Annotated in this window: 21 protein-coding genes; 9 read left to right on the top strand and 12 right to left on the bottom strand. The window is 47.5% G+C overall.

What is annotated here, in order from left to right; translation table 11 throughout:
• The first annotated feature begins 176 nt into the window (after positions 1-176).
• Together AC4BAP_RS12395 and AC4BAP_RS12390 are read left to right on the top strand one after the other, a co-directional pair.
• Positions 177-1,820 carry an ABC-F family ATP-binding cassette domain-containing protein gene (locus AC4BAP_RS12395; protein ID WP_490582975.1) on the top strand — a complete coding sequence of 548 codons (1,644 nt, stop codon included), beginning with the start codon at positions 177-179 and terminating at the stop codon, positions 1,818-1,820.
• Between the two features lie 534 nt (positions 1,821-2,354).
• Positions 2,355-3,644: an acetyl-CoA hydrolase/transferase family protein gene (locus AC4BAP_RS12390; RefSeq protein ID WP_490582974.1), complete on the top strand. Its 1,290-nt coding sequence runs from the start codon at positions 2,355-2,357 to the stop codon at positions 3,642-3,644.
• 25 nt (positions 3,645-3,669) lie between these two features.
• Here the strand turns inward: AC4BAP_RS12390 and AC4BAP_RS12385 are convergent, their stop codons facing one another.
• The 4 genes from AC4BAP_RS12385 to AC4BAP_RS12370 all read right to left on the bottom strand — a co-directional run bounded on the left by AC4BAP_RS12385 (position 3,670) and on the right by AC4BAP_RS12370 (position 9,101).
• The gene (locus AC4BAP_RS12385; protein ID WP_490582973.1) at positions 3,670-5,184 is read right to left on the bottom strand and encodes a DUF1501 domain-containing protein; all 1,515 of its coding nucleotides are present in this window, start codon (positions 5,182-5,184) and stop codon (positions 3,670-3,672) included.
• Between the two features lie 69 nt (positions 5,185-5,253).
• Complete coding sequence (locus AC4BAP_RS12380) at positions 5,254-6,609, bottom strand: DUF1800 domain-containing protein (protein WP_490582972.1); 1,356 nt, start codon at positions 6,607-6,609, stop codon at positions 5,254-5,256.
• Positions 6,610-7,015: 406 nt separating this feature from the next.
• Positions 7,016-7,288 carry a 6-pyruvoyl trahydropterin synthase family protein gene (locus AC4BAP_RS12375; RefSeq protein WP_490582971.1) on the bottom strand — a complete coding sequence of 91 codons (273 nt, stop codon included), beginning with the start codon at positions 7,286-7,288 and terminating at the stop codon, positions 7,016-7,018.
• A 1-nt stretch (position 7,289) separates the two neighbouring features.
• The gene (locus AC4BAP_RS12370) at positions 7,290-9,101 is read right to left on the bottom strand and encodes a hypothetical protein (protein WP_490582970.1); all 1,812 of its coding nucleotides are present in this window, start codon (positions 9,099-9,101) and stop codon (positions 7,290-7,292) included.
• A 344-nt stretch (positions 9,102-9,445) separates the two neighbouring features.
• Here AC4BAP_RS12370 and AC4BAP_RS12365 point away from each other — a divergent pair, with 344 nt between their 5' ends.
• Complete coding sequence (locus AC4BAP_RS12365; RefSeq protein WP_490582969.1) at positions 9,446-9,865, top strand: cupin domain-containing protein; 420 nt, start codon at positions 9,446-9,448, stop codon at positions 9,863-9,865.
• 12 nt (positions 9,866-9,877) lie between these two features.
• Here the strand turns inward: AC4BAP_RS12365 and AC4BAP_RS12360 are convergent, their stop codons facing one another.
• The 3 genes from AC4BAP_RS12360 to AC4BAP_RS12350 form a co-directional block, all read right to left on the bottom strand.
• Complete coding sequence (locus tag AC4BAP_RS12360) at positions 9,878-10,588, bottom strand: aspartate/glutamate racemase family protein (RefSeq protein WP_490582968.1); 711 nt, start codon at positions 10,586-10,588, stop codon at positions 9,878-9,880.
• Positions 10,589-10,694: 106 nt separating this feature from the next.
• A complete protein-coding gene (locus tag AC4BAP_RS12355) occupies positions 10,695-11,096 on the bottom strand; it encodes a hypothetical protein (protein WP_490582967.1) in 402 nt (133 codons plus the stop codon).
• 104 nt (positions 11,097-11,200) lie between these two features.
• Entirely contained in the window at positions 11,201-11,635 is a 435-nt protein-coding gene (locus AC4BAP_RS12350; protein ID WP_490582966.1) for a hypothetical protein, read from the bottom strand.
• 231 nt (positions 11,636-11,866) lie between these two features.
• On the opposite strand from AC4BAP_RS12350, the gene AC4BAP_RS12345 reads away from it, so the two are divergent.
• Both AC4BAP_RS12345 and mug read left to right on the top strand, forming a co-directional pair.
• Positions 11,867-12,076 carry a heavy-metal-associated domain-containing protein gene (locus AC4BAP_RS12345; RefSeq protein ID WP_490582965.1) on the top strand — a complete coding sequence of 70 codons (210 nt, stop codon included), beginning with the start codon at positions 11,867-11,869 and terminating at the stop codon, positions 12,074-12,076.
• Positions 12,077-12,206: 130 nt separating this feature from the next.
• The gene (mug, locus tag AC4BAP_RS12340; protein ID WP_490582964.1) at positions 12,207-12,767 is read left to right on the top strand and encodes a G/U mismatch-specific DNA glycosylase; all 561 of its coding nucleotides are present in this window, start codon (positions 12,207-12,209) and stop codon (positions 12,765-12,767) included.
• A gap of 91 nt (positions 12,768-12,858) precedes the next feature.
• Here mug and AC4BAP_RS12335 read toward each other — a convergent pair whose 3' ends face one another.
• The 5 genes from AC4BAP_RS12335 to cysC all read right to left on the bottom strand — a co-directional run bounded on the left by AC4BAP_RS12335 (position 12,859) and on the right by cysC (position 19,086).
• Positions 12,859-14,394: an N-acyl-D-amino-acid deacylase family protein gene (locus AC4BAP_RS12335; protein ID WP_490582963.1), complete on the bottom strand. Its 1,536-nt coding sequence runs from the start codon at positions 14,392-14,394 to the stop codon at positions 12,859-12,861.
• 60 nt (positions 14,395-14,454) lie between these two features.
• Complete coding sequence (gene pncA / locus AC4BAP_RS12330; protein ID WP_490582962.1) at positions 14,455-15,063, bottom strand: bifunctional nicotinamidase/pyrazinamidase; 609 nt, start codon at positions 15,061-15,063, stop codon at positions 14,455-14,457.
• 336 nt (positions 15,064-15,399) lie between these two features.
• Entirely contained in the window at positions 15,400-16,584 is a 1,185-nt protein-coding gene (gene pncB, locus AC4BAP_RS12325; protein WP_490582961.1) for a nicotinate phosphoribosyltransferase, read from the bottom strand.
• Positions 16,585-17,668: 1,084 nt separating this feature from the next.
• Positions 17,669-18,451 (bottom strand): 3'(2'),5'-bisphosphate nucleotidase CysQ, encoded by a 783-nt coding sequence (gene cysQ, locus AC4BAP_RS12320; RefSeq protein ID WP_490582960.1) that lies wholly within the window; start codon positions 18,449-18,451, stop codon positions 17,669-17,671.
• A gap of 23 nt (positions 18,452-18,474) precedes the next feature.
• On the bottom strand, positions 18,475-19,086 hold the full coding sequence (cysC, locus tag AC4BAP_RS12315) for an adenylyl-sulfate kinase (protein ID WP_490582959.1): 612 nt from the start codon (positions 19,084-19,086) through the stop codon (positions 18,475-18,477).
• Positions 19,087-19,351: 265 nt separating this feature from the next.
• Here cysC and AC4BAP_RS12310 point away from each other — a divergent pair, with 265 nt between their 5' ends.
• From AC4BAP_RS12310 to AC4BAP_RS12295, 4 genes are all read left to right on the top strand, one after another.
• Positions 19,352-20,434 (top strand): efflux RND transporter periplasmic adaptor subunit, encoded by a 1,083-nt coding sequence (locus AC4BAP_RS12310; RefSeq protein ID WP_490582958.1) that lies wholly within the window; start codon positions 19,352-19,354, stop codon positions 20,432-20,434.
• Complete coding sequence (locus tag AC4BAP_RS12305) at positions 20,431-21,690, top strand: ABC transporter permease (RefSeq protein WP_490582957.1); 1,260 nt, start codon at positions 20,431-20,433, stop codon at positions 21,688-21,690. The genes AC4BAP_RS12310 and AC4BAP_RS12305 overlap by 4 nt, the downstream gene beginning before the upstream one ends.
• A 661-nt stretch (positions 21,691-22,351) precedes the next feature.
• Positions 22,352-23,032 carry an ABC transporter ATP-binding protein gene (locus AC4BAP_RS12300; RefSeq protein WP_490582956.1) on the top strand — a complete coding sequence of 227 codons (681 nt, stop codon included), beginning with the start codon at positions 22,352-22,354 and terminating at the stop codon, positions 23,030-23,032.
• A gap of 277 nt (positions 23,033-23,309) precedes the next feature.
• The gene (locus tag AC4BAP_RS12295) at positions 23,310-24,509 is read left to right on the top strand and encodes an anhydro-N-acetylmuramic acid kinase (protein ID WP_490582955.1); all 1,200 of its coding nucleotides are present in this window, start codon (positions 23,310-23,312) and stop codon (positions 24,507-24,509) included.
• The last annotated feature ends 8 nt before the right edge of the window (positions 24,510-24,517 follow it).

The raw sequence follows: 24,517 nt of genomic DNA, 5'->3' as shown, positions 1-24,517 counted from the left end.
ATTTCCCGCCTTAGCCTCCCACCAGATAATCCCAGAAAGTATAAATGGCTTTTATAGCTTAGTATGAACTCTGTGCGCCTGGCATTGGTTAAGCTCTGAAAGTATAAATCCCGGCTGGTGCGAAGTACCAAAAGCAAGCGGAATTCCTTTATCTTTGCAGCTTTAAAATTAAAAATATGATCTCAGTTGATGCGGTAAGTGTTGAGTTTAACGGCTCTGCGCTGTTCAGTAATGTATCTTTTAACATAAACGAAAACGACCGGATAGCCCTGATGGGCAAGAACGGGGCTGGTAAGTCTACTCTGCTCAAGATTATTGCCGGTGTAAACAAGCCAACGCGCGGTAAAGTATCGGCCCCGAAAGATGCCGTGATCGCCTACCTGCCGCAGCATTTGCTTACCGAAGATAACTGCACCGTGTTTGAAGAAGCCTCGAAAGCCTTTGCCAAGGTGCTGGACATGAAAAAGCAGATGGATGAGCTGAACGCCCAACTGGAAACCCGCACCGACTACGATTCCGACGAATACTATAAGATAATAGAGCAGGTATCGGAGTTAGGGGAGAAGTACTACTCTATCGAGGAAATCAATTTTGATGCAGAGGTGGAGAAAACCCTGAAAGGCCTTGGCTTTAGCAGAGAGGATTTTACCCGCCCAACCAACGAGTTCAGCGGTGGCTGGCGCATGCGCATCGAGCTGGCCAAGATCCTGTTACAGCAGCCCGACCTTATACTTCTGGATGAGCCTACCAACCACCTCGACATTGAATCCATACAGTGGCTGGAAGAATTCCTGGTGAACAATGCGAAGGCCGTGATCGTGATCTCCCACGACAAGACCTTTGTAGACAACATCACTAACCGCACCATTGAGGTAACGATGGGCCGCATCTACGACTACAAAGTTAACTATAGCCAATACCTGCAGTTGCGCAAAGAGCGTCGTGAGCAGCAGCAAAAGCAATACGACGACCAGCAGAAGGAAATTGCCGAGATTACCGCTTTTATCGAGCGCTTTAAGGGTACTTATTCTAAAACGCTGCAGGTACAGTCCAGGGTGAAGATGCTGGAGAAGATGGAAATTGTGGAGGTGGATGAGGTAGACACTTCTGCCCTGAACCTGAAATTCCCGCCGGCTCCACGCTCTGGCAACTACCCGGTTATAGCCGAGGAGCTTACCAAAAAGTATGGCGATTACACGGTGTTTAAAGATGCATCTTTAACGATTGAGCGCGGAGAGAAAGTGGCTTTCGTGGGCAAGAACGGCGAGGGTAAATCTACGCTTGTAAAAGCCATTATGGGTGAGATCGACTTTGATGGTAAGCTGCAACTGGGCCATAACTGTATGGTGGGGTATTTTGCACAGAACCAGGCATCTTTGCTGGACGAGGAACTGACCGTTTTCCAGACAATCGATGAGATTGCCGTAGGCGATGCCCGTACCCGTGTAAAAGACCTGTTGGGTGCTTTCATGTTCAGCGGCGATACCGTTGAGAAAAAAGTGAAGGTACTGTCGGGTGGAGAGAAGACACGACTGGCCATGATCAAGCTTTTGCTGCAACCGGTAAACCTGCTTATACTAGACGAACCCACCAACCACCTCGACATCAAGACCAAGGACATCCTAAAAGACGCTTTAAAGGCTTTTGACGGTACCATTATACTTGTATCCCACGACAGGGATTTTCTGGACGGCCTTGCTACCAAAGTATTTGAGTTCGGCAACAAGCGCATCCGTGAGCACTTCGAGGATATCAACGGCTTCCTGAGAAATAAGAAAATGGAGAACCTGCGTGAGATCGAGCGTACCGTGGCCGGTTAAGTAAATCTATTTGTTCTCAGAGTAATTCATTAGTACACAAGTACAAAATGCATTGCTGCTCATCGAGATTTATAATCCCAATGTACCTACTATAAGGATTTGCAATTACGAGTGGTCGGAAGAAGAGCCTAAGTAACTTAATGTAGATAGTTGTTTATCTTTTAGACTCACATTGATCATCTTAAAAGAGTACTCATTCTAAATTAGGTCAACTTCCGAACACTCCTAATTTGCAATCCGACATAAAGCCTTTAGTCGAAGCTTAACAGCAGGCAAAGTATACTATCGGATTGCAAATCCTTGCAACAAGGTACTCTCGGATCGCAAATCCGGGAGAGCGAAATAAATCCCCTCCTCGGAGGGGTAGGGGTGGGTATTGTTCCTGATATCTACCAGTCAATAAATCATACTTAAAGCTGCTAAAACTCATTTTTTAGCAGCTTTTTGCTTTTCAATTTGCAGCCTTTTAAACCCTGCCCCGCAGTATAGAGTAAGTAGTTGCTGACGGGTACAAAACTGAAACTGAAAGCAAGTATGGCTAATAAAACTCCGAACTACCTCAGCGCCGAAGAGGCATTATCTGTAGTAAAATCCGGTGACAGGGTGTTTTTGCACGGCAGCGCCGCCACACCGCAATACCTCATCCGGAAACTGGCTGAGAGGGCAGATGAGCTGCGCGACGTGGAAATCGTGAGCATCAGTACGTTTGGTGAAATGCCGCTGGCCGAAGAACGCTTTGCTGATTCCTTTTTTATCAATTCCCTGTTTGTATCAGCAAATGTGCGGGAGGCGGTTAACAGTGGACGTGGCGATTATGTGCCCATCTTCCTGAGTGAGATTCCGCAGTTGTTCCGGAGTGGCATTATGCCCCTGGATGTAGCTATTGTACATGTGTCGCCACCCGACAGGCACGGCTACTGCTCCCTGGGTGTTTCCGTGGACATAGCCCGAGAAGCGGTGCTGAGTGCCAAGCATGTAATTGCGCAGGTTAACCCCCAGATGCCCCGCACACACGGAGAGGCCCTGATCCATACCCGCCGCTTTGATGCCATGGTGGAGATAAACGAACCGCTACCCGAAGTAGACTATAGCCAGAAAATGACTGCCGTAGAACGGAAGATAGGGGAGTACATAGCAGAACTCGTGGACGATGGAGCCACCTTGCAGATGGGTATTGGTGGTATTCCGGATGCGGTGCTTGCCAACCTGACCAACCACAAAGGCCTGGGCATCCACACGGAGATGTTTTCGAACGGGGTGCTGCCGCTGATAGAGAAAGGGGTGATCACGAACGAGTATAAATCGAAGCACCCTGGGCGTATTGCCACCGGATTTATAGTTGGCAACAGGCAGCTGTATGATTTCGTGGACGATAACCCGCTGATTACCATGCTGCGCACCGATTATGTGAACGATGTTTCCGTTATCCGCACCAACCCCAAGGTAACCGCCATTAACAGTGCCATCGAGATTGACCTGACAGGCCAGGTGGTTTCGGACTCCATCGGTACCTACCAGTTCTCCGGTATCGGCGGTCAAATGGACTTTATGCGGGGGGCTGCTTTGTCGGAGGGGGGTAAGCCTATACTTGCATTGCCATCGGTAACGGCTAAAGGCATTTCGCGCATTACACCGTTTATCAATCAAGGTGCAGGGGTAGTTACCACCAGGGCGCACGTGCATTACGTGATCACGGAGTATGGCGTGGCCTACCTGTACGGTAAAAACCTGCGGCAGCGTGCGCGTGCACTCATCAACATAGCCCACCCAGACCACCGCGAAAGACTGGAAGAAGAGGCTATGAAAAGATTTGTCTGTCTGTAAAAGTATAGTTCAGTATAACAGCTAGTTAAACCACCACTATCTTCTGGGTACTGTAATGCCCTTCGCCTGACAAGCGTACAATGTATGTGCCCGGGGCAAGCGTGTTTACGTAATACTGGCTGTTTTTACCTGCATGCTGCGGACCGTCCTGTACCAATGCTACCTCACGGCCTTTAAGGTCGAAGATGGAGAGGCGGGTGTGCATGCTGCGGTTTAGTTCATACTCAAAAGCGGCTGCATGTTTAAGCGGGTTAGGATATACCCGAGATAATTTGAGCGGGTCATGGTTTTGTGCCGCCACCTGCGATCTCTGGAACAGGCCCAGTTTATCGTAGCTTTTGCCCAGCACAGTGCCTGTCCTTTCCTTGCTTAAGCCCAGGTGGTCCTCAAGTATGGTGGTGTATACCTGCCGGTAATCGTACTGGTGCAGCAGGTCCCCATTTTTGTCAAGGTTGCCCAGGTTCGGGTTGCCGCCAATTATACCACCAACCACTGACTTACCGATCACGAACAAAGGTGCGGCAGTGCCGTGGTCTGTGCCTTTGCTGCCATTCTCTTCCACTCTTCTGCCAAACTCTGAAAAGGTCATCAATACCACCTTATCGGCTACACCCAACTGCTCCAGGTCTGCCTGAAAAACACTTATGGCCTCGCTTATCTGACCAAGGATCTTAGCATGTGAGGCAACCTGGTTGGCGTGTGTATCAAACCCGGATTGGGAAGTGAGGTACACCGGTGTTTCGAGGCCCCCGCCGATCAGGCTGGCAACGATAGCCAGTTGCTTGCCTATACTTGTGTTAGGGTATGTTACGCTGTTCTTGCCTTTGTCTGCAGTCTTCTTTATCAGGGAGGCATAGTTGTTAGACTGAGCAGATACCTTTCTGAGAAATGCCAGTTCTGTGCCCGCAAGGGTGCCTAAAGGTGGGTCATCGTCTGCCAGGCTGCCGCTTACCATCTGGTAAAACGTGTTCGGGTTTTCAAATACCACGCTCATTGAGCCCATGGGGCTCTGCAACAGCATCGATTCCACGGCCCCCAGCTGCACTGCCATAGGGTGTTCCGGGGCTTCATTCAAGAAATCAGGGTATACTTCGGCAAGGTATCTGCCCACCCAACCATCATACACGTGCTCTTCGGCGCCAGAGCCGGAAAGCCAGATATCGGTTGCCCGGAAATGCGAACGGTTATGGTTCTCGTAGCCAACGTTCTGTACCAGTCCCAGTTTGCCTTCCTCATATAATTTCCGGAAACCTGAAAGGGCTGGGTTTAAACCGGTCAGTTCGTTCAGTGCAAGTACCTCTTCTTTTTTAATGGCGATCTGAGGCCTTTTGTTATAGTATAGATCATCCTCGAAAGGGATAACCGTGTTCAGGCCATCGTTGCCGCCGTTCATTTGCAGCAGTACGAGTATCTTGCCGTTAGTTTGCTCCAGGTTAAGCAACAGCGGTGAGGAGAAGGCCTTTACAGGGATGCCGTTTAAGCCCAGGGCTAACGATCCCCCGAATAAGCCCATGTTTCTGATAAAATCTCGTCTTTTCATGCCTGAACAGCTTAATAAGGTATGGTTGCTAAATTGTTTTGTTGGGAAAGTATAAACAGGCCGGTAAGGCTAGCACAACTGGAACTCCGGCAAACGCATGAGCGCTTTCAGGAAGTTTCTGATCCTGTTCAGTGCCATAGGGCTGCTTGTTGACCAGTCGGAAGGAGAGGCGCCTTCCAATAAGGTGTTTAGCAAAAAGCTTTTCTTGCTATTGCTTAACGGGTAACGTAGCAGTTGCGAACACACATCGTTTACCAATGCGGCCGCGTTTTCGGCGCTAGAGAATGACCGGGCATAGGCCAGGGCATCTACCTGAAACTTTATACTTTGGCCGGTAGTCTTTTTCCCGTTCACGTAAGAGTCGGTCAGGGCCTGGCGTACAGGGAAAGTTGCTGAACTGATCCATTTGCGTTGTCCTTCCCAGCCGCGCACATTGGGAGGGTTAAACAGGTTTTGCTGCAGTTGCCTGAGCGTGTCGGCCAGGTAAAGGGCATCGGGGTTAGCTGTCCGGAACGCCTTTAAAGTACCTATCACCACATCCACCGGCGACTTGATCTTACTGCCTATAAACCTGGCATCGAAAAAGTGATCCGACTTGAACATGAATGCCAGCACGGGCCTGATCTCGTAATTCGAGCTGATCAGCAAGCTGGCCATTTGTTTTATAAAAGCCATATCCGGGGTGGCGCAGATAAATTCTTTGTAAAGTTTAGTGCATAGGTGCTCTGCTGTTTTAGGTTCTTTAAAAATTGCGTCAATCAGTGTTTCGTGGTTGTAGTTTTCTGTTTTACCCAGAAAGGTTTTTGGGGTGTTGTCAAACCGACTGGCATTTAAGAAAGGCGTTAATTTGTCTATTTGCCAGCCTGTAAATGCCCGGGCAGCCTCCTTCACATCCTTGTCGGTGTAGTTGCCAATGCCCAGTGTAAACAGCTCCAGCAATTCCCGGGCATAGTTCTCGTTGGGTTTGGTTTTGCGGTTGCTGGTACCATCCAGGTAAATAAGCATGGCGGCATTGGCGCTTACAGCCTTTGTTATAGTTCTGAAGTTGCCGAATGCGTTTACCCGGAACAGATGGTTTTGCCAGTACATATGCTGCGGATGGGCCACCTTCACCATTTCTGACACAAAATGGTTATGCCAGAAAAGCACCATTCTTTCCTGAAGGCTCTGGCTCTGCAGCAGCAGCTGTATCCACCAGTGAGTCAGTTCTTTCTGCCTGGCAGATCGCATGGTTGAGTCGGCTGCAGCAGGTTCCTCGTTGATCCAGTCGCCGGGTGGGGAAGGGATTGCAACAGGAGCCAGCAGCACTTTTTCTACATACTCGTCCAGGGTATAAGCCAGGGCAGAGGCTGTATCTTTTCCAGAAAAGCCAAATACGCATCTCGCTTGAAGATGCTGCGCATGGAGCACATTCCAACTTGCCATTTTTATGACTATCTAATTTTAGTTTGGACTTAAAGGTGAGATGTAATGGGCTTATAGCGTATCTGGCTTATGTTTTGTTGTAATATTTGTAGTTAAATTTAGCAAATAATTATATGTTAAAACATTGGTGTTTAGGTATTTAAGAGAGGTGGTGCAATGAAGGCGCTGCAGGTTATCATAGTGACAAACAGTTCCTATGTTCACCGATAAAACAGTCCAATTTTTTAAAATGGCAAAATGGGCTGAAAAGTTTGTGAGCTTTGCCGCAGACTTAAATTTAAGATGGCGGAGCCTGGGACAGTTGGGTAATACTGTGAGAACTCAAATCTAAAACTGGCACGAATTTAAATAAAACAGCCCTGCCCAGATAGTGGGCAGGGCTGTTTCAATGGATTATACTTGGACTTTACCTTTCATCCGAAGCATGCCACTCTGCAAAGGCATTCTGTGTTTCCCAGAGCTTTAGGCTATGGAGCGCTACACTGGCGGGCATTGCCTTTCTAAGTCTAGTCTTGTAGTCGATGAGCATATTTTCGCAAGTAGGTTGGTAGGGGGTGAGCAGCAGCTTATGGTTTAATTTTCGAAGCGACTCTACTAATTCTTGGTTGCTGTCAGCGCGTAGCAGCAGGGCATGGGCTGCCTCAAACGTAAACAGGCGGGTAAGTCTGATCCTGGGCATCTTATTGTACTGCTAACTCTAGCTTAGCTAACTGTAACTGGTCCTCAGCCTCCAGCAACTCATCCAGCATGATCACCTGCTTTTCCAGTTCGTCTTTAAACATGGCCGGAAGCAGTTGCTTGTAATACTGTATGCCCTGTAGCAGGTTATCCCAGAAGGACTGCAGGTATTTATACTGTTTGTCCGTTAATGTACTTAGTTGCTCTTCTTTCTTCTCCTGCCAGTAATCAATATACATCTTCAGTTCCTTTATGAACATGTGCGGACGGTATGTGTCATTTAAAGCATTAAATCTGCCATAAATATGACCGACCATCTCCTGCAGTTTAAATACACCCGAAAAGTAAGCCAGGTTAGGGCCCGGACAGATAGAGATAGCCTTGGTGGCAGCCTTTTTACCCATATTGTACAGCTGTGCAGCAGAGTTTGCAAGACCCTCGCAGAGACATTCTTTCGCTAATACTTTAGTTACCTCGGCCATGTACGTTTCAGCATCCAAATCCTGTGCCTGTAGTTGCTTTAGCTTATGGCGCTGGTACCTGCCCGATGCTGTGCAGATGGGTTTTTCAGTGAACTCGGTACTTGACACCAGGTGCTTTTTAATGCAGGGACTTCCCGGTTTACCTTTTTCAGCGCGTTCTATCTTCAGAAGCTCGTTAGATGTGTTGCGAAGCGAGTTAAACGGTACACCCAGCGGAGAGATGGGGCTTAAGTATAGATCCGCTGCCGTGGCTTTAGAAAGTTGCTGCAGTGTTGGCTCATCCACTGTGGTTGCCTCCGGGACAAGCAGGAAAGGGGTGCCCCAGCCAATGGTATCTGCGCCATAATACGCTCTTAAAAAGCTGTGTTCTTTTGCCGTACCAACACCGCCTTGTACGGTTAGCTTTTGCTCCGGCACATGTAAGGGTACATGTATGTTTTTTGCAGCTAGCGCAGAGCTGAAAAGGCTGTAAAGTTCCAGTCGCAAGGCCTCTCGGTTCTGTTTAAACTCTTCCAGTATCGGGCCTATCAGGTAACCATCTGTGGCAAAGGCGTGGCCACCGCAGTTTAAACCAGACTCAACTCTGAACTCAGATACCCATATGCCTTTTTTAGCTAGTATTTTGCCCTGCACCATGGCCGAGCGGAAGTCACTAACTTTTATGATCACCTTCTTATCAAACTTACCTGTAGCATCTGGCAAAAAGCAACTGAAGTTTTCTAAATAGCCATACAAGCGCATGTTCATGCCAGCCGAGAAAACCACTGATGACTTTACTGTGCTGTTGGCAAAACCGCGCAATGCAGCCAGCGCATCAGTATATTCCTGCGGCAGCGGCTCCCCGGATTTGTCATAGTTAGTCTTATCCAGCTTGGTCATGATGTTCACGTCGATACTTCCGGGCACTAGGGCATCACACAACTCCTCCTGCAGGTTTTGTTTCCAGTAAGGATCTTTGGTCTGCAGCATCTCATTATACTTGTGTTTTACAGGGGATGCCTCCGGTAGCATTTCGAAGTATCGTGTCAGCTCTGTGCCAGGAGTAAAATCCTGTTGCTGCAACGCTGATACCTGCTGTGTTACAAGTTCATCCAACAGGTTAAGGTAAGCAGTAACTCGCTGGGCGCGGTAATCTTCTGTTTTCTCTGTGATGGGTATAAACGGCTTCTCATACTTCTGGCAGTAGTACTGGCGCATCTGTTCCAGTAAACTGTCGTCGCTGAGCGATACAACCGAGGAGATGCCAAAGCGCGCCACTTTTAACGGTGAATCAACTGAAAAGGCGAGACCCATTACAGGTATGTGAAATGTGTGCGGAGTTGTTGTGACCATTTTGGTATGAATTTCAATTTATACTCTGTTAAAAGTTAAGGCCTCTCATGTTCAGGCATTCAGTTATTTTCATTTTTATACTTTCTGATTTATGGACAGCTGTTGAACAAGAGTTACCATACTTGGAGTGCACAAGGTACAGTAAGACAGAGGGTAACTAAATGAGTAGTATCAGTTGGAATAATGACATGCGTCACTATCAGACAGTGCTAAACTGTATAGTTGTAGGGTGTGGCCGATACCTGTTCAGTGATGTTTAAAAGATTGGTAAAACGGCTAATTACAGAAGTTAAATAGCTGACGTCCATCTGTTAAAGACGTACAGTATAATAAACGCTAAAAACATGATAACAGCAGATTTAAATAACATCGAACTCACCGAATTCAATGCAAAGTCTAGGGCCGGGCAACATGTAAGGGCTACTTTCCCATTTTTAAGTGCCCGTGGCACCAAAGATTCGGCAACTGTATACTTTGAGCTGGAACCTGGGGATGAACTGGGCAGGCATACAGACAGTGCAGAAGAAACGCTGTACATCATCGAAGGAGAGGTAGAAGGCACAGTGGGCGAGGAGAAAGGTAAACTTACAAAAGGGCAGATGGTGGTTGTACCGAAAATGGTGCCTCACAATTTTAAGAACATTGGCAGTAAAACAGCAAAGGTGATCGGTTTTTTTGGTGGTGCCAACAACATTGTAGCCACCTTCGACGAAGTATGGATGCCGTTTGATACCAATGTGATCGAAACCTCGAAAATGGGATAGTGGAATTGCCGTTTAGCTTACCATTTTCTTTGCCTCCAGCGCAAACAAAACAGCTTGTTCCGCATGTATGGTAGTAGTATCGAAAAGAGGCACGTCAGTGTCTTTTGTAGATACGAGGAGCGGAATTTCGGTGCAGCCAAGTATAACGCCTTCAGCGCCGGCTGCTGCTAAGTCCTGGATGATTTGAAGGTACTCCTGGCGAGAGCTTTCTGTGAAGATGCCTTTGATCAGCTCTTCATAAATAATGCTGTGTACCCGTTCCCGCGCCTGCTGGTTTGGGATAATGGTTTCGATCTGGTGTTTCTCCTGCAGCCGCCCTTTCAGGAAATCGCCTTCCATGGTAAACTTGGTGCCTAATAAGCCTACTTTTGAGAAATTATACTTCTTTATTTCGACTGCCGTGGCATCTGCTATGTGCAGGAATGGAATGTTGGTGCTTTGCTCGATGTCCTCAGCCATTTTGTGCATGGTGTTGGTGCAGAGCACAATAAAATCAGCGCCCCCTCTTTCCAGCCTTTGGGCCGCATCCACCATTATTTCAGTTAGCCTGTCCCAATCGCCCTGGTGCTGCAAATGGGCAATCTCATCAAAATCCACGGAGTACATCAAAGACCGGCAGGAGTGAAGGCCACCCAGTTGCTCTTTTACCTTCCTGTTGATGAGCTGGTAGTATACCACTGAGCTTTCCCAGGACATGCCGCCGATTAAACCGATTGTTCTCATGTGTTTATATTTTGTTGAGTGTAGGTGGGATTACGGAATTGTGCAGCCGAAGCCTAGCAAGGGTTAAAGCAGCACCTTGTTTTAGTTTGTTTTGTATTCTAGATGTCTATAGTGTCCATAGTTCCAGCCTTGTTACTTCCTTGATAGCTCCGCTAAAGAAACTTAAAGGGCCTTGATTGTTCATATCAAAAATTCCTTCAAGAATTACATACTGCTGGTTATATCCTTTATATTCTGTTATTGTATCGATACTTACTCCCTTAGGAAAGAATACCCAGAAGCTGTTTTTCAAGATTGAGTTATCGGAGTCTTCTTTATGCAAAAAGATGTTTCTTAAGTTTGCTTGATCATACCGAAAATAGCCGATTACACGTACTTTCTTGTCATGATACTTTTCAGGTGTAGCAATCAAGCTAACTATTGACACAGTTATTACATCTCTTCTCTCATTTTCTGAATCTGGTTCATTAGTCTGAGCTGAGGTTTTAGAGAAACCGAATCTTGACATTAGAGTTGAAAGAAACATTAGCTTCATCATTTTATGTTTTGAGTATCTTACAACGGCTTGGCTTTACGGTGGCGTAGTTGGCTTATGGGTGTGGTTAGGTTTTGTTATTTTTGGCGCGAAAGCTTCTTCACTTCTTTTAAGGATTTCTTATTTGGGAGCTCGAAGTTATTCATGCACACACTAGTTCCTAACTCACCTTTGTATTCGTTAATCATAATCACATACTCTTTTCCTATCTCAAAATAGTAGTCACACATCGAGTCAGTGGCTGCCAGTTTGATGGTTTCATTAGCAAGCTGGCCCTTATAGATTTTCTTAATTTTTAAAATTGGTCGATTGCCATACTTGTAGGGGGGCATTACTGGATTACTGTAAAGGTCATATTGAATGGAATCTGTTGTCTCTACTACTTTTACTCTCACGACATAATCTGACAACGCATAGGTCTGTTTTAAACTGCTAGGGACACATTCACAAGCATTCGAGGCAAAGTAGAAAAAGCAAAATAAGAGTGAGAGATAAATTTTCTTTGTTTTCATAGTTCTGACATATCCTAACTTTCGACTAGTAGGAGTACTCGCACCCACTACATACCCAATATAGCATATAAAAGGAATAGCTGTTCTGTTAATCCCAAAAATTCCAAGATAGTCAAACACTATCATAACCCTAAATCATACAACACACAGCAGGAATTGTATAACAGATTCAGCCTCATTGCAATCTACCTTTGTCATGTTCAAAATCAATAACCACTAAAAGAATAGAACATGAAAGAACTAAGGTTTAAAACCAATATTAACTGTGGCGGCTGTGTGGCTAAAGTTACTCCGGCGCTAAACGCTGCTGACGGTGTTTGTGAATGGAGCGTAGACACCAACAACAGCGATAAGGTACTAACTATAAAGACTAACTCGCTTTCGGCTGGTGAAGTGATCTCTGCTGTTGAGAAAGCCGGTTTTTCGGCAAAGGAGTTATAAGTATAGACTGCTTTAGTACAAAGTTAAAACTATAAACTAAGCCGTGTTGCATATAAAATAATGCAGCACGGCTTTTTACTTATTGAGTGAAGAATACAACCGTATGCGCTTAAATGAGTAAAACAGAGTTATGCAAACGCTTAAGAAACCAACCAAAGACGAACTGGCGGCTGTTGCAGGCAGAACTGTGCCTGATATAATAGCCCCGGATCTTAAAGTGCTTTTCTGCGGCATTAATCCCAGTTTATATACTGCTTTTACAGGGCATAACTTTGCCCGGCCAGGCAACCGCTTCTGGCCTGCCTTGCATGCTGCCGGCTTCACTCCCAGGCTTTACAAACCAGAAGAAGAGGAACTGCTGCTGGAGCTTGGCTATGGTATTACCAACATCGTGGACCGGGCAACTGCCGCAGCTTCCGAACTGTCGGCTGCCGAGCTGATCGAGGGTGGTATTAATCTGGTGGAGAAAGTGATCGAAAATCAGCCACGGGTGCTGGCATTGCTAGGTATTACGGCCTATCGCGAGGCATTTGGCAAGCCTTCTGCTGCAGTGGGTTTGCAGGAGCACGCCATCGGTGATACTAAACTCTGGGTACTCCCCAACCCAAGCGGCTTAAATGCACATTTCCCACCTAAAGAACTCGCTAAAGTATACAGTGAGCTTCGGGTCTATGTAGAAGAGATGGCGTAGGAATGTATAGCAGTATGGGGTCCAGGGGTGGTTGGACCCGGGAATGTGATTAAGCAGAAGTATCAGGAATTGCTAATACAGATCCAGTAAATTACCTCTTCCTCAGCACCAAACCTGCTCTGGCCTCATTAAAGTTATCTCCTTCTTTTGCCACCGTGCCGTTTACAAGTATAAAATTAAAGCCACTGGCAAGTTGTAATGGTTTTTCGAACGTTGCATGCTCTTTTACAGCAGTGGGGTCGAAAAGGAGTATATCGGCTTTGTAGCCTGGTTTAATGAAGCCGCGCTTGCTGATGCCCAGGGTCTGAGCCGGTAATCCCGTCATTTTATGCACTGCCTCCTGCAATGTCAGAAGCTGTTTTTGCTGCACGTATGTTTCGATGATCCTGGCAAAGGCGCCGTAACTTCTGGGGTGGCTCATGGTAGGGCTGCCGTCGGTACAAACCATTACATAAGGTGCTTTTAGCAACTCCTCTTGCAATGCCTCATTCATAATAAAGTAGGCGCCATCGGCCCCATACGGACCAATATCATCCCGAAGCACGATCTCGAAAGGTTTGTTCAGTTCTCTGGCAATCTGTGCAAGCGTCTTTCCTTTATAAGGACCAGATCCAATTAAAGTGGCTTCGGGCCCGTTGCGGAGGTTTACACGGTTGCGTAAATAGGTAGCCAGTTCTGGGCCACGGTTTTTCAACACTTGCTGGTAGTCGTTGGGTTGCTTGGCCCAGTCCGGAAAAAGGATACCAATGGTAGTATAGCTGGCCGTGTAAGGGTAGAAGTCGGCTGTAACTTTTGTGCCGCTTGCTCTGGCGCTATCCAGTAGTTGGAGTACTTCCCGGGCACGCGCTTTACCTTTGCCATACACTACTTTTATATGCGATACATGCACGGGGCAATATTTCCCCTGTTCCAGCAGTTCCCGGATAGAGGCCTCCACAAACTGATCGTCTTCGTTGCGCATATGGCTCATGATCATCCCGTTTTTGGCACCTACTATTTTTGCTAGCCGGTTAAGTTCGGCAGGGCGCGTATAGTAGCCTGGATTATACTCAAGGCCGGTACTCATGCCAAAGCAACCAGCATCCAGGGCGTTTGCCAGTAGCTTTTCCATGGCCACCATATTGGCCTCCGCAGGTATTGTATCATACTTTGTTCCGGAAAGCATGCGTAGGGTATTGTGGCCAACAAACATGGCGACATTTACAGCAGGTTGTTTCTGGTCAACAGAGTCTAACCAGGCTTTCATATCTGGCTGCTCGGGGCTGAAGCCATCCTGCCCCAGGGTGATGGTGGTTACCCCCATGGCCAGAAAATTGCGGAATTCCGGTGTCTGCAAAGGGTTTCCATGCGCATGGGTGTCAATAAAGCCGGGAGTAAGCACCATGCCGCGGGCATCTACAATACGCATGGCAGCATAGCGGGTAGTTGTGTCCGTGTCGACCCGGGCAATAGAGTCACCGTTTATCAGTAGGTTGGCCACATAGGGTGTGCCGCCAGTACCATCAACAACTAAGGCTTTCCTTATGAGCAGGTCGTACTGCATTTCGTTTTGCGGGTTCTGGCAGGAGGTGGCCATTAACAAGACCAGCAGGGCTATACTTTTGAGGTTCCGGATAAGTGTCGTCATACGTAGTGGCTTTATGGCGCTAAAACAAGGTGTTCAGATTCGGGGATGCAACGTTAACAGTTAAAGTATACTTTCGCTGTTGATTATATTTCCGCCACGGTTTAAAAGGTCTTCTTTGGCTTTCTCAAATCCGATGGTATCAATGGCACGGGTGGCATCCTCAATAAAATATACTTTAAAACCCTCGTGCAACGCATCTTTAGCCGAAAAATATACGCAATAGTCTGCAGCAAGGCCGGCCAGGTATACTTCCTGCACCTGTTTGCCCCGCAGGTAGTCTGAAAGCGAGGTTGATCTGAGGCGGCCGTTGTCATAGAAACCACTGTAACTGTCAATCTCAGGGCTCATGCCTTTCCGGAAGATGGCCTCTACTTTGTGCATGTTAAGCTCAGGGGCAAAAGCAGCTCCGGTTGTGCCTTGTATGCAGTGGTCCGGCCACAGCACCTGCTCCATGCCGTGCAGTTCGGTTACGTCGAAAGGCTGTTTATCCGGGTGGTTAGAGGCAAAGCTTTTGTGGTTGGCAGGGTGCCAGTCCTGTGTAGCTACAACAAGCTCAAACTTTTCCTGTAATTGGTTTACCAAAGGTATGATCTGATCACCTTCCGGTACTGACAATGCGCCTCCGGGTAAAAAGTCGTTTTGTATGTCGATCAGCAGTAGTGCTTTCATGGTATGTTCGTTCAAAAGTATAAATTTAGCTAATGTGAATCATCTTCTTGCCCCTCAAATGGTGGACTTGTTCTGCAGATGATTAACACACCCCTACCCCTCTCAAGAGGGTAATCTCAAACGAATGTCCCCCTTTGAAGTCAGGGCTGTTAAGTTCTAATAAATAACTCAAGTTGCGATATATGATAAACCAAGTAGGTGTAAACACGCCCTGATAGCTACGCTCGCTAGCTCAAAACCCTCGTTTTAGATAGTCTACAAGAGGGGAATTACATGCACGAGCAAAATTCCCCTCTTGAGAGGGGTAGGGGTGTGTTAATCGTTGTCAGATAAAAACTATTCAATATTCAGGATTGCCTTTGCCAGTTGAATCGCCTCTTCCTTGCCGGTGTGTTTGCCGGGCTCATCTGATAGTTTCACTACAGGCATCCAGTCGAAGCCTTCCGGTTGCGTTTCCGTCATTTTGATAACGATGTTCATGGGTTTCAGGCCTACATCGTTGGTCAGGTTGGTGCCGATGCCAAACGAGATGCCGATCTTGTCTTTGCAGAATTCCGCGATCCGGGCCACTTTCTCATAATTCAGTGCATCCGAGAAAACAATGGTTTTAGACCGGGGATCAATGCCTTGCCGCTTATAATGCCCGATGATCTTCTCCGCAAACTCTATAGGATCGCCGCTATCGTGCCGCACCCCGTCAAACAACTTGCTGAACATTTTGTCGAACTGGCTCATGAACACGGTGGTGGTGTAGGTATCGGAGAGGGCAATGCCCAGGTCGCCGCGGTATACTTGTGCCCAGTGCTGCAAGCCCAGTGTATTGGCCATTTTATACCCATACCTGGCCGCATGAAACATAAACCATTCGTGGGCATGCGTACCAATTGGCTTTATCTGGTTGATGTGTGCCAGGTGCACGTTGCTGGTGCCCACAAAACTGCCTGTGCCATACGTTTTAAGGGTATCCACTACCAACCGGTGCACTTTATAGGAATGCCTGCGCCGGGTGCCGAATTCTGCAATGTGCACTCCAAGCGTTTTATACTTTTCTATCTTTTCGCGGGCCACCCCGGTTACCTGCTCGTCCTGGGCTCTCTGCTGTTCTGTAAGCTGATAGTATAACTCCGAGATAAGCGACATCAGGGGCACTTCCCAAAGTATGGTGCGGTACCAATAGCCCTCGATGAAAAGCTGTACCTGATCGCCTTGTTGGTCTATACTTACCTCCGACGGGTCGTAACGGTAGCCCTGTAAAAAATCGAGGTAGGTTGGGTCGAGGTACGGACAGGTGTTAGCCAGGTATTCTTTTTCCTCTCTGCTCAGTTTCAGGTTTGCCATGGCATCCACAGCCTTTCGCAAGGCATCAGCAAAACCCTCCGGGAAAGCGTGTTGACCGCGATTTATAAACTTATAGCGTGTCCGGGTTCTCGGGAAAAGCTTCACCACGGCGTGCTGCATGGTAAACTTATAAAAATCGTTGTCCAGGATGGAGGGGAGGTGCGGCGTCTGGTATGTTGGCATAGCAAGCTGTTTTGTTTGGCGCACTGCCGCAGTAAGGGCTTAACAAAAATATCCGGCTGTGCAGCCTGTGGGGCAAGGTATAAATTATCCTGCAAAAAAGGTATCAGAGGTTGGTTTTTGTAGCTAGAATTAAGGTGGCTGTTTGATTTTAGGAATACATTGTTGTGGCGCGAGCTTTCAGCCTTATCCTGTCTCATAACTTTACTGGACTAGGCCTTTCTTTAGAAGAATTGTCCCCTTGAGGACAGGGCCGTTTCATTCTATTTTTTGCTGGTGCGGATCTCCAGATTCGTGACTAACAAGTAAGGTTGAGTCTTCCTGGGACTGCGCGCGGGACAGGCCTCATCAACTGGCTCGGAGAGCCAAAAATGCGGTATGAGTGCAAGATAATTTACAGCCGAAATAGGGATTTAATTAACTCAAGTTGCGCGATACAAAAACAGTTTTATTTCTGGTATGTGCAACACACCCCTAACCCCTCTCAAGAGGGGAATCAAATGTATGATCAAAGTTCACCTCCTCGGAGGTACGCTTAGGATATAAGTATAAAATGCACCTTCTACCGCGAGTTTTCAACTCGTGGTTGTATATGAGGCAAGCTTTCAGCTTGCGTGAGTCGCTTTTTATACTTTTGCATACCTATGCAAGCTGAAAGCTTGCCATATAATAAGCCACGAGTTGAAAACTCGCGGCAGGAATAACGGCGAATATAAATTTGTGCCCTAATCATAGCCTCGGAGGGGTTAAGGGTGGGTAATCCAATTTTTGAATAAGAGTCACGGAACTTGAGTTAATTAGAATGGAACTAGAATGAAAAGACCCTGCCCTCAAGGGGACAATTCTTCTAAAGAAAGGCCTGTTCCAGAAAAGTTGTGGGACAGGATAAGGCATCGCTTTGGCTGGTCCTCCCCGTGACTACGCCCGGGACAGGCCGGCCCAGTTGAATTGAAAACTCAACACCATTTTAACCACCCCGAAAGCCTTCGGGGCGGTATGTAAAAAATAGAATGATACTGCTGTAGGAACTAAGATTGGGTTTACACCTGACCGGTTTCCGAAATCGCAACTGTAGTTACACAAACACTTAAAATGCGACGAAAAACGGGTTTAACAGGTCTTCTTTGTTGTAGGTGAGTTCGGTTTGCAGGTTTGTGTGGTAAATGCCACGGCCAAGGGCTCTGAGTATAGCATGGGCAGCGGCAGTGTCCCATTCCATGGTGGGGGCAAAGCGGGGGTAGATATCAGCCTTGTTTTCGGCCAGCAGCATAAATTTTAATGAACTGCCCATTGTGATTGGCTGCACATTTTTAAACTGCTCCAGGAACTCGAGTGTCTCCGAATTTTTATGTGATTTGGATACGATGGCGGTTACTTCCTGCTTTCGCAAAATCCTGTCCAGTGAGTTTCTTTCAGATAGTATTTCCAGTGAGGAAGTCTTTCCTTTTTCTGTCTTTTTAGCTTCTGATTCTGGTCCGGCAAAGTATAAAATATCCTGCACAGGCGCATATACCACGCCTGCCACGGGTATGCTGCGGTGCATCAGGGCAATGTTCACGGAAAACTCCCCACTGCGTTTTACAAACTCTTTTGTACCGTCCATGGGGTCCACGAGCCAGAACCACTCCCAGTCCCGGCGGCTAATGTAATGCGCATGCTTGCCTTCCTCTGAAAGTATGGAGATTCCGGTTGGCAGCAAGTGTTTGATGATAATGTCGTGAGCAGCCTGGTCGGCAACAGTAACCGGTGAGTTGTCGGCTTTGTAAGTAGGGATAAAATCGCCGGAGGCGTATACTTTCATAATGGCCTCGCCAGCCTCCAGCGAGGCGGCACATGCTGTTTGAAGTAGGTCGGCTACATTTGGCTGCATGGTATCAGATTGGTTTGTAATGGTTATTCTTTTTCTGCCTTTTTGGATTCAAGCAAAGGTTCCACAAAATCAATAAGCTTGTCCAGTGATTCCTCCACACTTTCATCAGCGGTTTTAATGGTGAGGTCGGGGTTGGTGGGTTCTTCGTAGGGTGCGCTGATGCCCGTAAAATTATTGATCTCGCCATCACGAGCTTTTTGGTAAAGGCCTTTTGTGTCGCGCTTTTCGCATACATGCAGCGGGCAGTGCACAAATACTTCCGTAAAGTTTTCGCTTCCAACCAAATCCCGTATCAAGGCCCGGTCCTCCTCAAACGGTGAGATAGAGGCGCAGAGTACTACAAGTCCCGAATCCATCATCAGTTTGGCCACTTCGCCTACGCGCCGCATGTTCTCTTTTCTATCTTCTATAGTAAAGCCCAGGTCGCTGCTGAGGCCGCTGCGAAGGTTATCGCCATCCAGTAAGTATACTTTATAGCCCTGGTGAAACAGGTAGTGCTCCAGACGAACGGCCAGCGTGGTTTTGCCAGACCCTGAGAGCCCTGTAAACCAGATCAGGCGCGGTACCTGCTTCATCTGCTTAATACGCTGTTCGTAACTTACCTTCGACTCAAAAGGATATATGTGATGTTTCATGAAGATGCGCGCTTTTTGCTGCTATACATGTACACGAATCGCAGCCGCTGGGTTGTCAGGAAAGGGGGTTGCGCTATCTCTTGTGGCCTTATGCTCGTATGCTTGTTTGGTAAAGCGGATACTAACCACTGATTAAATCCTCAGAACATATATTGCGTGCCAGGAATGAGATATATCAGTATAATTACTGTTTTTAAAGTATAAAATAAGTGTTTAAAGGACTCTACCTTGCATGATAAGGAACAGCCAGACCATACCTTGTAGCATGAAGCCAGACTTTCTCTTCACCCTGATCCTGTTTATACTTTCCGCATGCTCTGGCAAGCAGGAAAAAACGCAGCCTGTTGTGGAGGATATCTCTGAGTCGGTGTATGCCACCGGCGTGATCAAGAGCCGCGGCCAGTACCAGGTTTTTCCGAAAGTGACTGGCATTGTGCAAAACATTCTGGTAACCGAGGGAGACCTTGTGAAACAGGGAGAACCGCTGATGCGCGTTGAAAACGAGGCTGCCCAACTGAGCACCGAAAGCGCCCGGATAGCCGCCGAATATGCCAGCCTGACTGCCAACGAGGAGAAGCTCAAAGACCTGGAGGCCACCATTAACCTGGCGCGCACCAAAATGCAGAACGACTCGCTGCTATTGGTAAGGCAGCGCAACCTGTGGGCAAACAACATCGGCACTAAAGTGGAACTGGAGCAGAAAGAACTCAACTATAAAAATGCTGTTACCGCCTACCGCTCTGCCAGGCTGCGCTACCAGGACCTGCGCAAACAGCTGGATCTGGCCGCCAGGCAAGCCCGAAAAAACCTGCAGATCAGCCAGAGCCGTTCCGATGATTATACCGTCCGCAGCGAGGCCAGGGGCAAAGTATACAGTGTATTGAAGGAAGAGGGGGAGATGGTAAACCCGCAAAGCCCTGTGGCGGTTATCGGCGATGCCGATGATTTTATTGTGGAGCTGCAGGTAGACGAGTACGACATAGCCAAGGTTAAGCTGGGGCAGAGAGTACTGCTGAACCTGGACAGCTACAAAGGAGAAGTGTTTGAAGCGGAAGTATACAAGATAAACCCATCCATGAACCAGAGAACCCGCTCTTTTACCGTTGAGGCCAGCTTTACGAAACGACCTCCGGAATTATACCCGAACCTTACCACCGAGGCCAATATTGTGATCCAGGCGAAAAAAGATGCGCTGCTCATTCCACGGGAATACCTGCAGGAGGGGGATTATGTGTTAAAAGAGGATGAGCAGAAGGTGAAAGTAAAAACAGGGTTAAAAGATTATCAGAAAGTGGAGATCATAGAGGGCCTGACAAAGGAAGACGTGATCGTGAAGCCTGACCGATGAACAGCAAACTTATACTTGGCATAGCAACCTCGCTGCTGCTGGCCCGCTGGCGCCAGACGCTGGTGGCGGCTATCGGGGTTACGTTCAGCATTGCCATGTTTATTACACTACTAAGTTTCATGAACGGCCTCAACGATTTACTGGACGGGCTTATACTTAACCGCACGCCGCACGTGCGCCTTTACAACCAGATAAAGCCCAGCGAAAACCAACCCATCAACGCCGCCACAGAGTTTAAGGACTCCTATAACTTCATCAGGTCCATAAAATCCGGTTTTACGAGGCAGGAGATCTACAACAGCGGACCCATAATGCAGGCTGTAAGGCAGGATGAACGCGTACTGGGCGTGGCCCCAAAACTAAACACACAGGTTTTCTACAACGAAGGCACCATCGACGTAACAGGCTCCATCAGTGGGATAGATGTGGAGGAGGAGATGCGGCTGTTCAACTTTGCAGACTACGTTACGGCGGGCAACGCGATAGACATGAAAAACGTGTCGAACAGCATTATACTTGGTAAAGGCCTGGCCGATATTCTGGCAGCCGAGGTGGGGGATGTGGTACAGGTAACCACCGCGCAGGGCGAACGCTTTTCGCTGAAGGTAGTGGGGTATTTCCAGTCTGGCATTCAGGATATTGACAAAGTGCAGAGCTACGCCTCTATTGGCACCGTGCAAAAGTTGCTGGGCAAATCCAATAGTTACATCACGGATATTCAGGTAAAGCTGCACAATATTGAGCTGGCCCCTGCCGTGGCCGAAGAGTATGCGCAACTGTTCGACATTGATGCCGAGGACGTGCAAACAGCCAATGCGCAGTTTGAGACGGGCAGTAATATCCGCTCATTGATCTCCTACTCAGTTGGGGTGGTGCTGCTTATTGTGGCAGGCTTTGGCATCTTCAATATACTTAACATGATGATCTATGAAAAAATGGACTCCATTGCCATACTTAAGGCAACCGGTTTTTCGGGGAAGGACGTGAACAAGATCTTCCTGCTGATTGCATTAAGTATAGGCTTTTTCGGGGGCATGATCGGGCTGTTCTTTGGGTTTATCTTTTCTGTGATCATAGACAATATCCCGTTCAACACAGCGGCCTTGCCAACCATTAAAACGTACCCGATAAACTACAGTCCGGTGTTCTATTTTATTGGCGGCTCTTTCTCGCTTATAACAACATACTTTGCAGGCTTTTTCCCGGCCCGAAAAGCAAGCAAGGTAGATCCGGTGGAGATCATCAGGGGTAAATAAGACCGGTGATTAAGGGGATTTTAATGATGTGAATGATTATGCTTTTGATTTATGAGAGGGTTTATGCTTGTAGGGACAGGTCGTGACCTGTCCGATTAACGGCTGATGCTATGAAACTTATACTTTGACCTATGTAATAGCCGATAGTCATACTCTAAATACAGACCAAAGCTCTTTCGGATTTGCAATCCGAAAGCAGGCTATTATCAGGATTTGTAATCCGCTTTTATGCCTCTAAGCTTACTAAAGCGATATGGGCGATAAGTCGGATTACAAATCCTGATAGTATAAACTTCGGGATTGCAAATCCCGAAGAGCAATAGGGGGTTTATGAGAGGGTTTATGCTTGTAGGGACAGGTCGTGAAACAGTGCCGTCAACTTTAGGAAACAGCTCTTTCGGACTTCTCAGTCCGGAAGCTTTCTGACGGGGATTTCCTAATCCCCGTGTTACTGTAATGCGCGGACTAGGAAGTCCGCAGCAGAAAAAGATTCGGACAAGGATGTCCGAATCAGCATTACAGAACTCTTAAATTGAAGGCATTGGACAGCACCTATCCGCCTAATGGCTGATGCTATGAAACTTATACTTTGATCAATATAAAAAGCCAATGGTCCTACTCTAAATACAGTACAATAAAGTAACACAAACAGATACCAACCATGCAGGAGCCTATACTTGAAGCGCGGCACATTAACAAATGCTTCCACGACCCGGTAACGGTGCAGGTGTTGCACGACATCACCTTTACCATCAATAAAGGGGAGTTTGTTTCAGTGATCGGTAAATCGGGTTGCGGCAAATCTACGTTGCTTTACATACTCTCCACCATGGATACAGATTACGAGGGGGAACTGCTGATCGATAAAGAAACCATGACCGGCAGGAATGACCTGGAACTGGCACGTATCCGCAACGAGAAGATTGGCTTTGTATTCCAGTTCCACTACCTGCTGAATGAGTTCACGGTGTTGCAGAACGTGATGCTGCCTGGCATGAAGCTGGGCAAGTATAGCCAGCAGGAAGTAGAGCACCGTGCCATGGAGCGCCTTAAAATGCTGGGCATTGATCATCTGGCTAAGAAAATGGCCTTTAAGATTTCGGGAGGCGAGAAACAGCGGGTTGCCATTGCTCGTGCCCTCATCAACGATCCGCACATTATCATGGGAGATGAGCCAACCGGTAACCTCGACACCCACAACAGCGATTTGGTATTTGATATCTTTAAAGAACTGGCTGAGGTCCACAACCAGACCCTGCTCATCGTTACCCACGACCAGAGCTTTGCCGAAAGCAGCGGACGCATCATCGAAATGGAGGATGGACGGATCATTCGGTCCTGAGGTGCTGGCTATACTTTATACTATACTTTGGCAGCCTACAACTTATACTTACAACAAAACCTCACGTTTTCTGGTATGTGCTATTTAGTTATGGGTGGCTGCAAAAACCGGCATAAAGTATAACAGGGCATGTTTTAGTGTAGTTTACACCAAAATGAGCTCACAGACACTGAAAAAAAGGTTTTTAAAGTTTAAACATTTACCTTAATATTGAGTCACGTTTATATGGTGTAATGTTTATACTTTTGGCAAAAAAATGTATAAACCTTCAAAAACTATGAATAAAAGTCTGAAGCGGCTGTTTAATATAGCCGGCAAAGAAAAGAGAACCATCATAGGTTTAATGTCTGGTACCTCGCTGGATGGCCTGGATATCGCGCTCTGTGAGTTTGCCGGTCATGGAACTGATACCCGCATCACACTTCGAAATTTTGACACGATGGCCTACGATGCTGATTTTAAGCAGGAGGTAAAGGCCATTTTCTCTAAACGGCAGGTAGACCTGGAAAAAGTTTGCCTGATGAACGCCTATATCGGGCGTTTTCATGCCGATCTTATAAACCAGTGCCTGCAAAACTGGGGCGTGAAGCCGGAAGAGGTGGATGTGATTGCTAGCCACGGACAAACAATTTACCATGCACCGGCCTCGCTGCATCGCATCAGTGGCATGCCCGATGCCACCCTGCAGATAGGCGACGGGGACCATATTGCCGTGAAGACCGGCATCATTACACTAAGCGATTTCAGGCAGAAGCACATAGCCACCGGCGGAGAGGGAGCACCCCTGGCTGTGTACGGTGATTACCTGCTCTTTTCTGAAAGGGGGCAGAACCGCATCATGCTTAACATAGGTGGCATTGCCAATTTCACCTTCCTGCCCGGCGACCTGGATACAAGCCGGATTTTCTCTACCGACGTGGGGCCGGGCAATACCCTCATGGATGCTTATGTGCAAAGTAAGTTTCCCGGTAAATATTTCGACGCAGACTCGGAGGTTGCCAGAAAAGGCACGTATAATCAGGAGTTGCTGAATGACCTGCTCGATCACCCTTTCTTTGAACACGATTTTCCGAAAACAACAGGGCCGGAGTTATTTAACCTGGCATACCTGGAGCAGGCACAACACCGCACCGGCACCTCGCAGCTAACACCCGAAGACGTGATGGCTACCTTGAACCGGTTCTCTGCTGTTGGCATCTGTAACGCATTAAATAAAACCCTGCAGGGGCAAAAATTTGAAATATTTCTGAGCGGCGGGGGCATGCACAACCCACTGCTGGTTGAGAACATAAAAGAACTTATTGAAGGTGTAACTATAAGAAACACAGCTGAGTTGGGTGTTTCGCCGGATGCAAAGGAGGCGGTGCTTTTTGCCACATTGGCAAACGAGTGCCTGGTAGGTGAGCTGTTGGATTTTGGGTCGGGGCTGTTACGTATACCTTCGGTGCATATGGGGAAGATCAGTTTGCCTGAATAGGCAGACAC

This window comes from Pontibacter sp. GD7 (genome assembly GCF_058216375.1).
The sequence above is the reverse complement of the archived record's forward strand: the minus strand, read 5'-3'. Positions and strand labels throughout refer to the sequence as shown.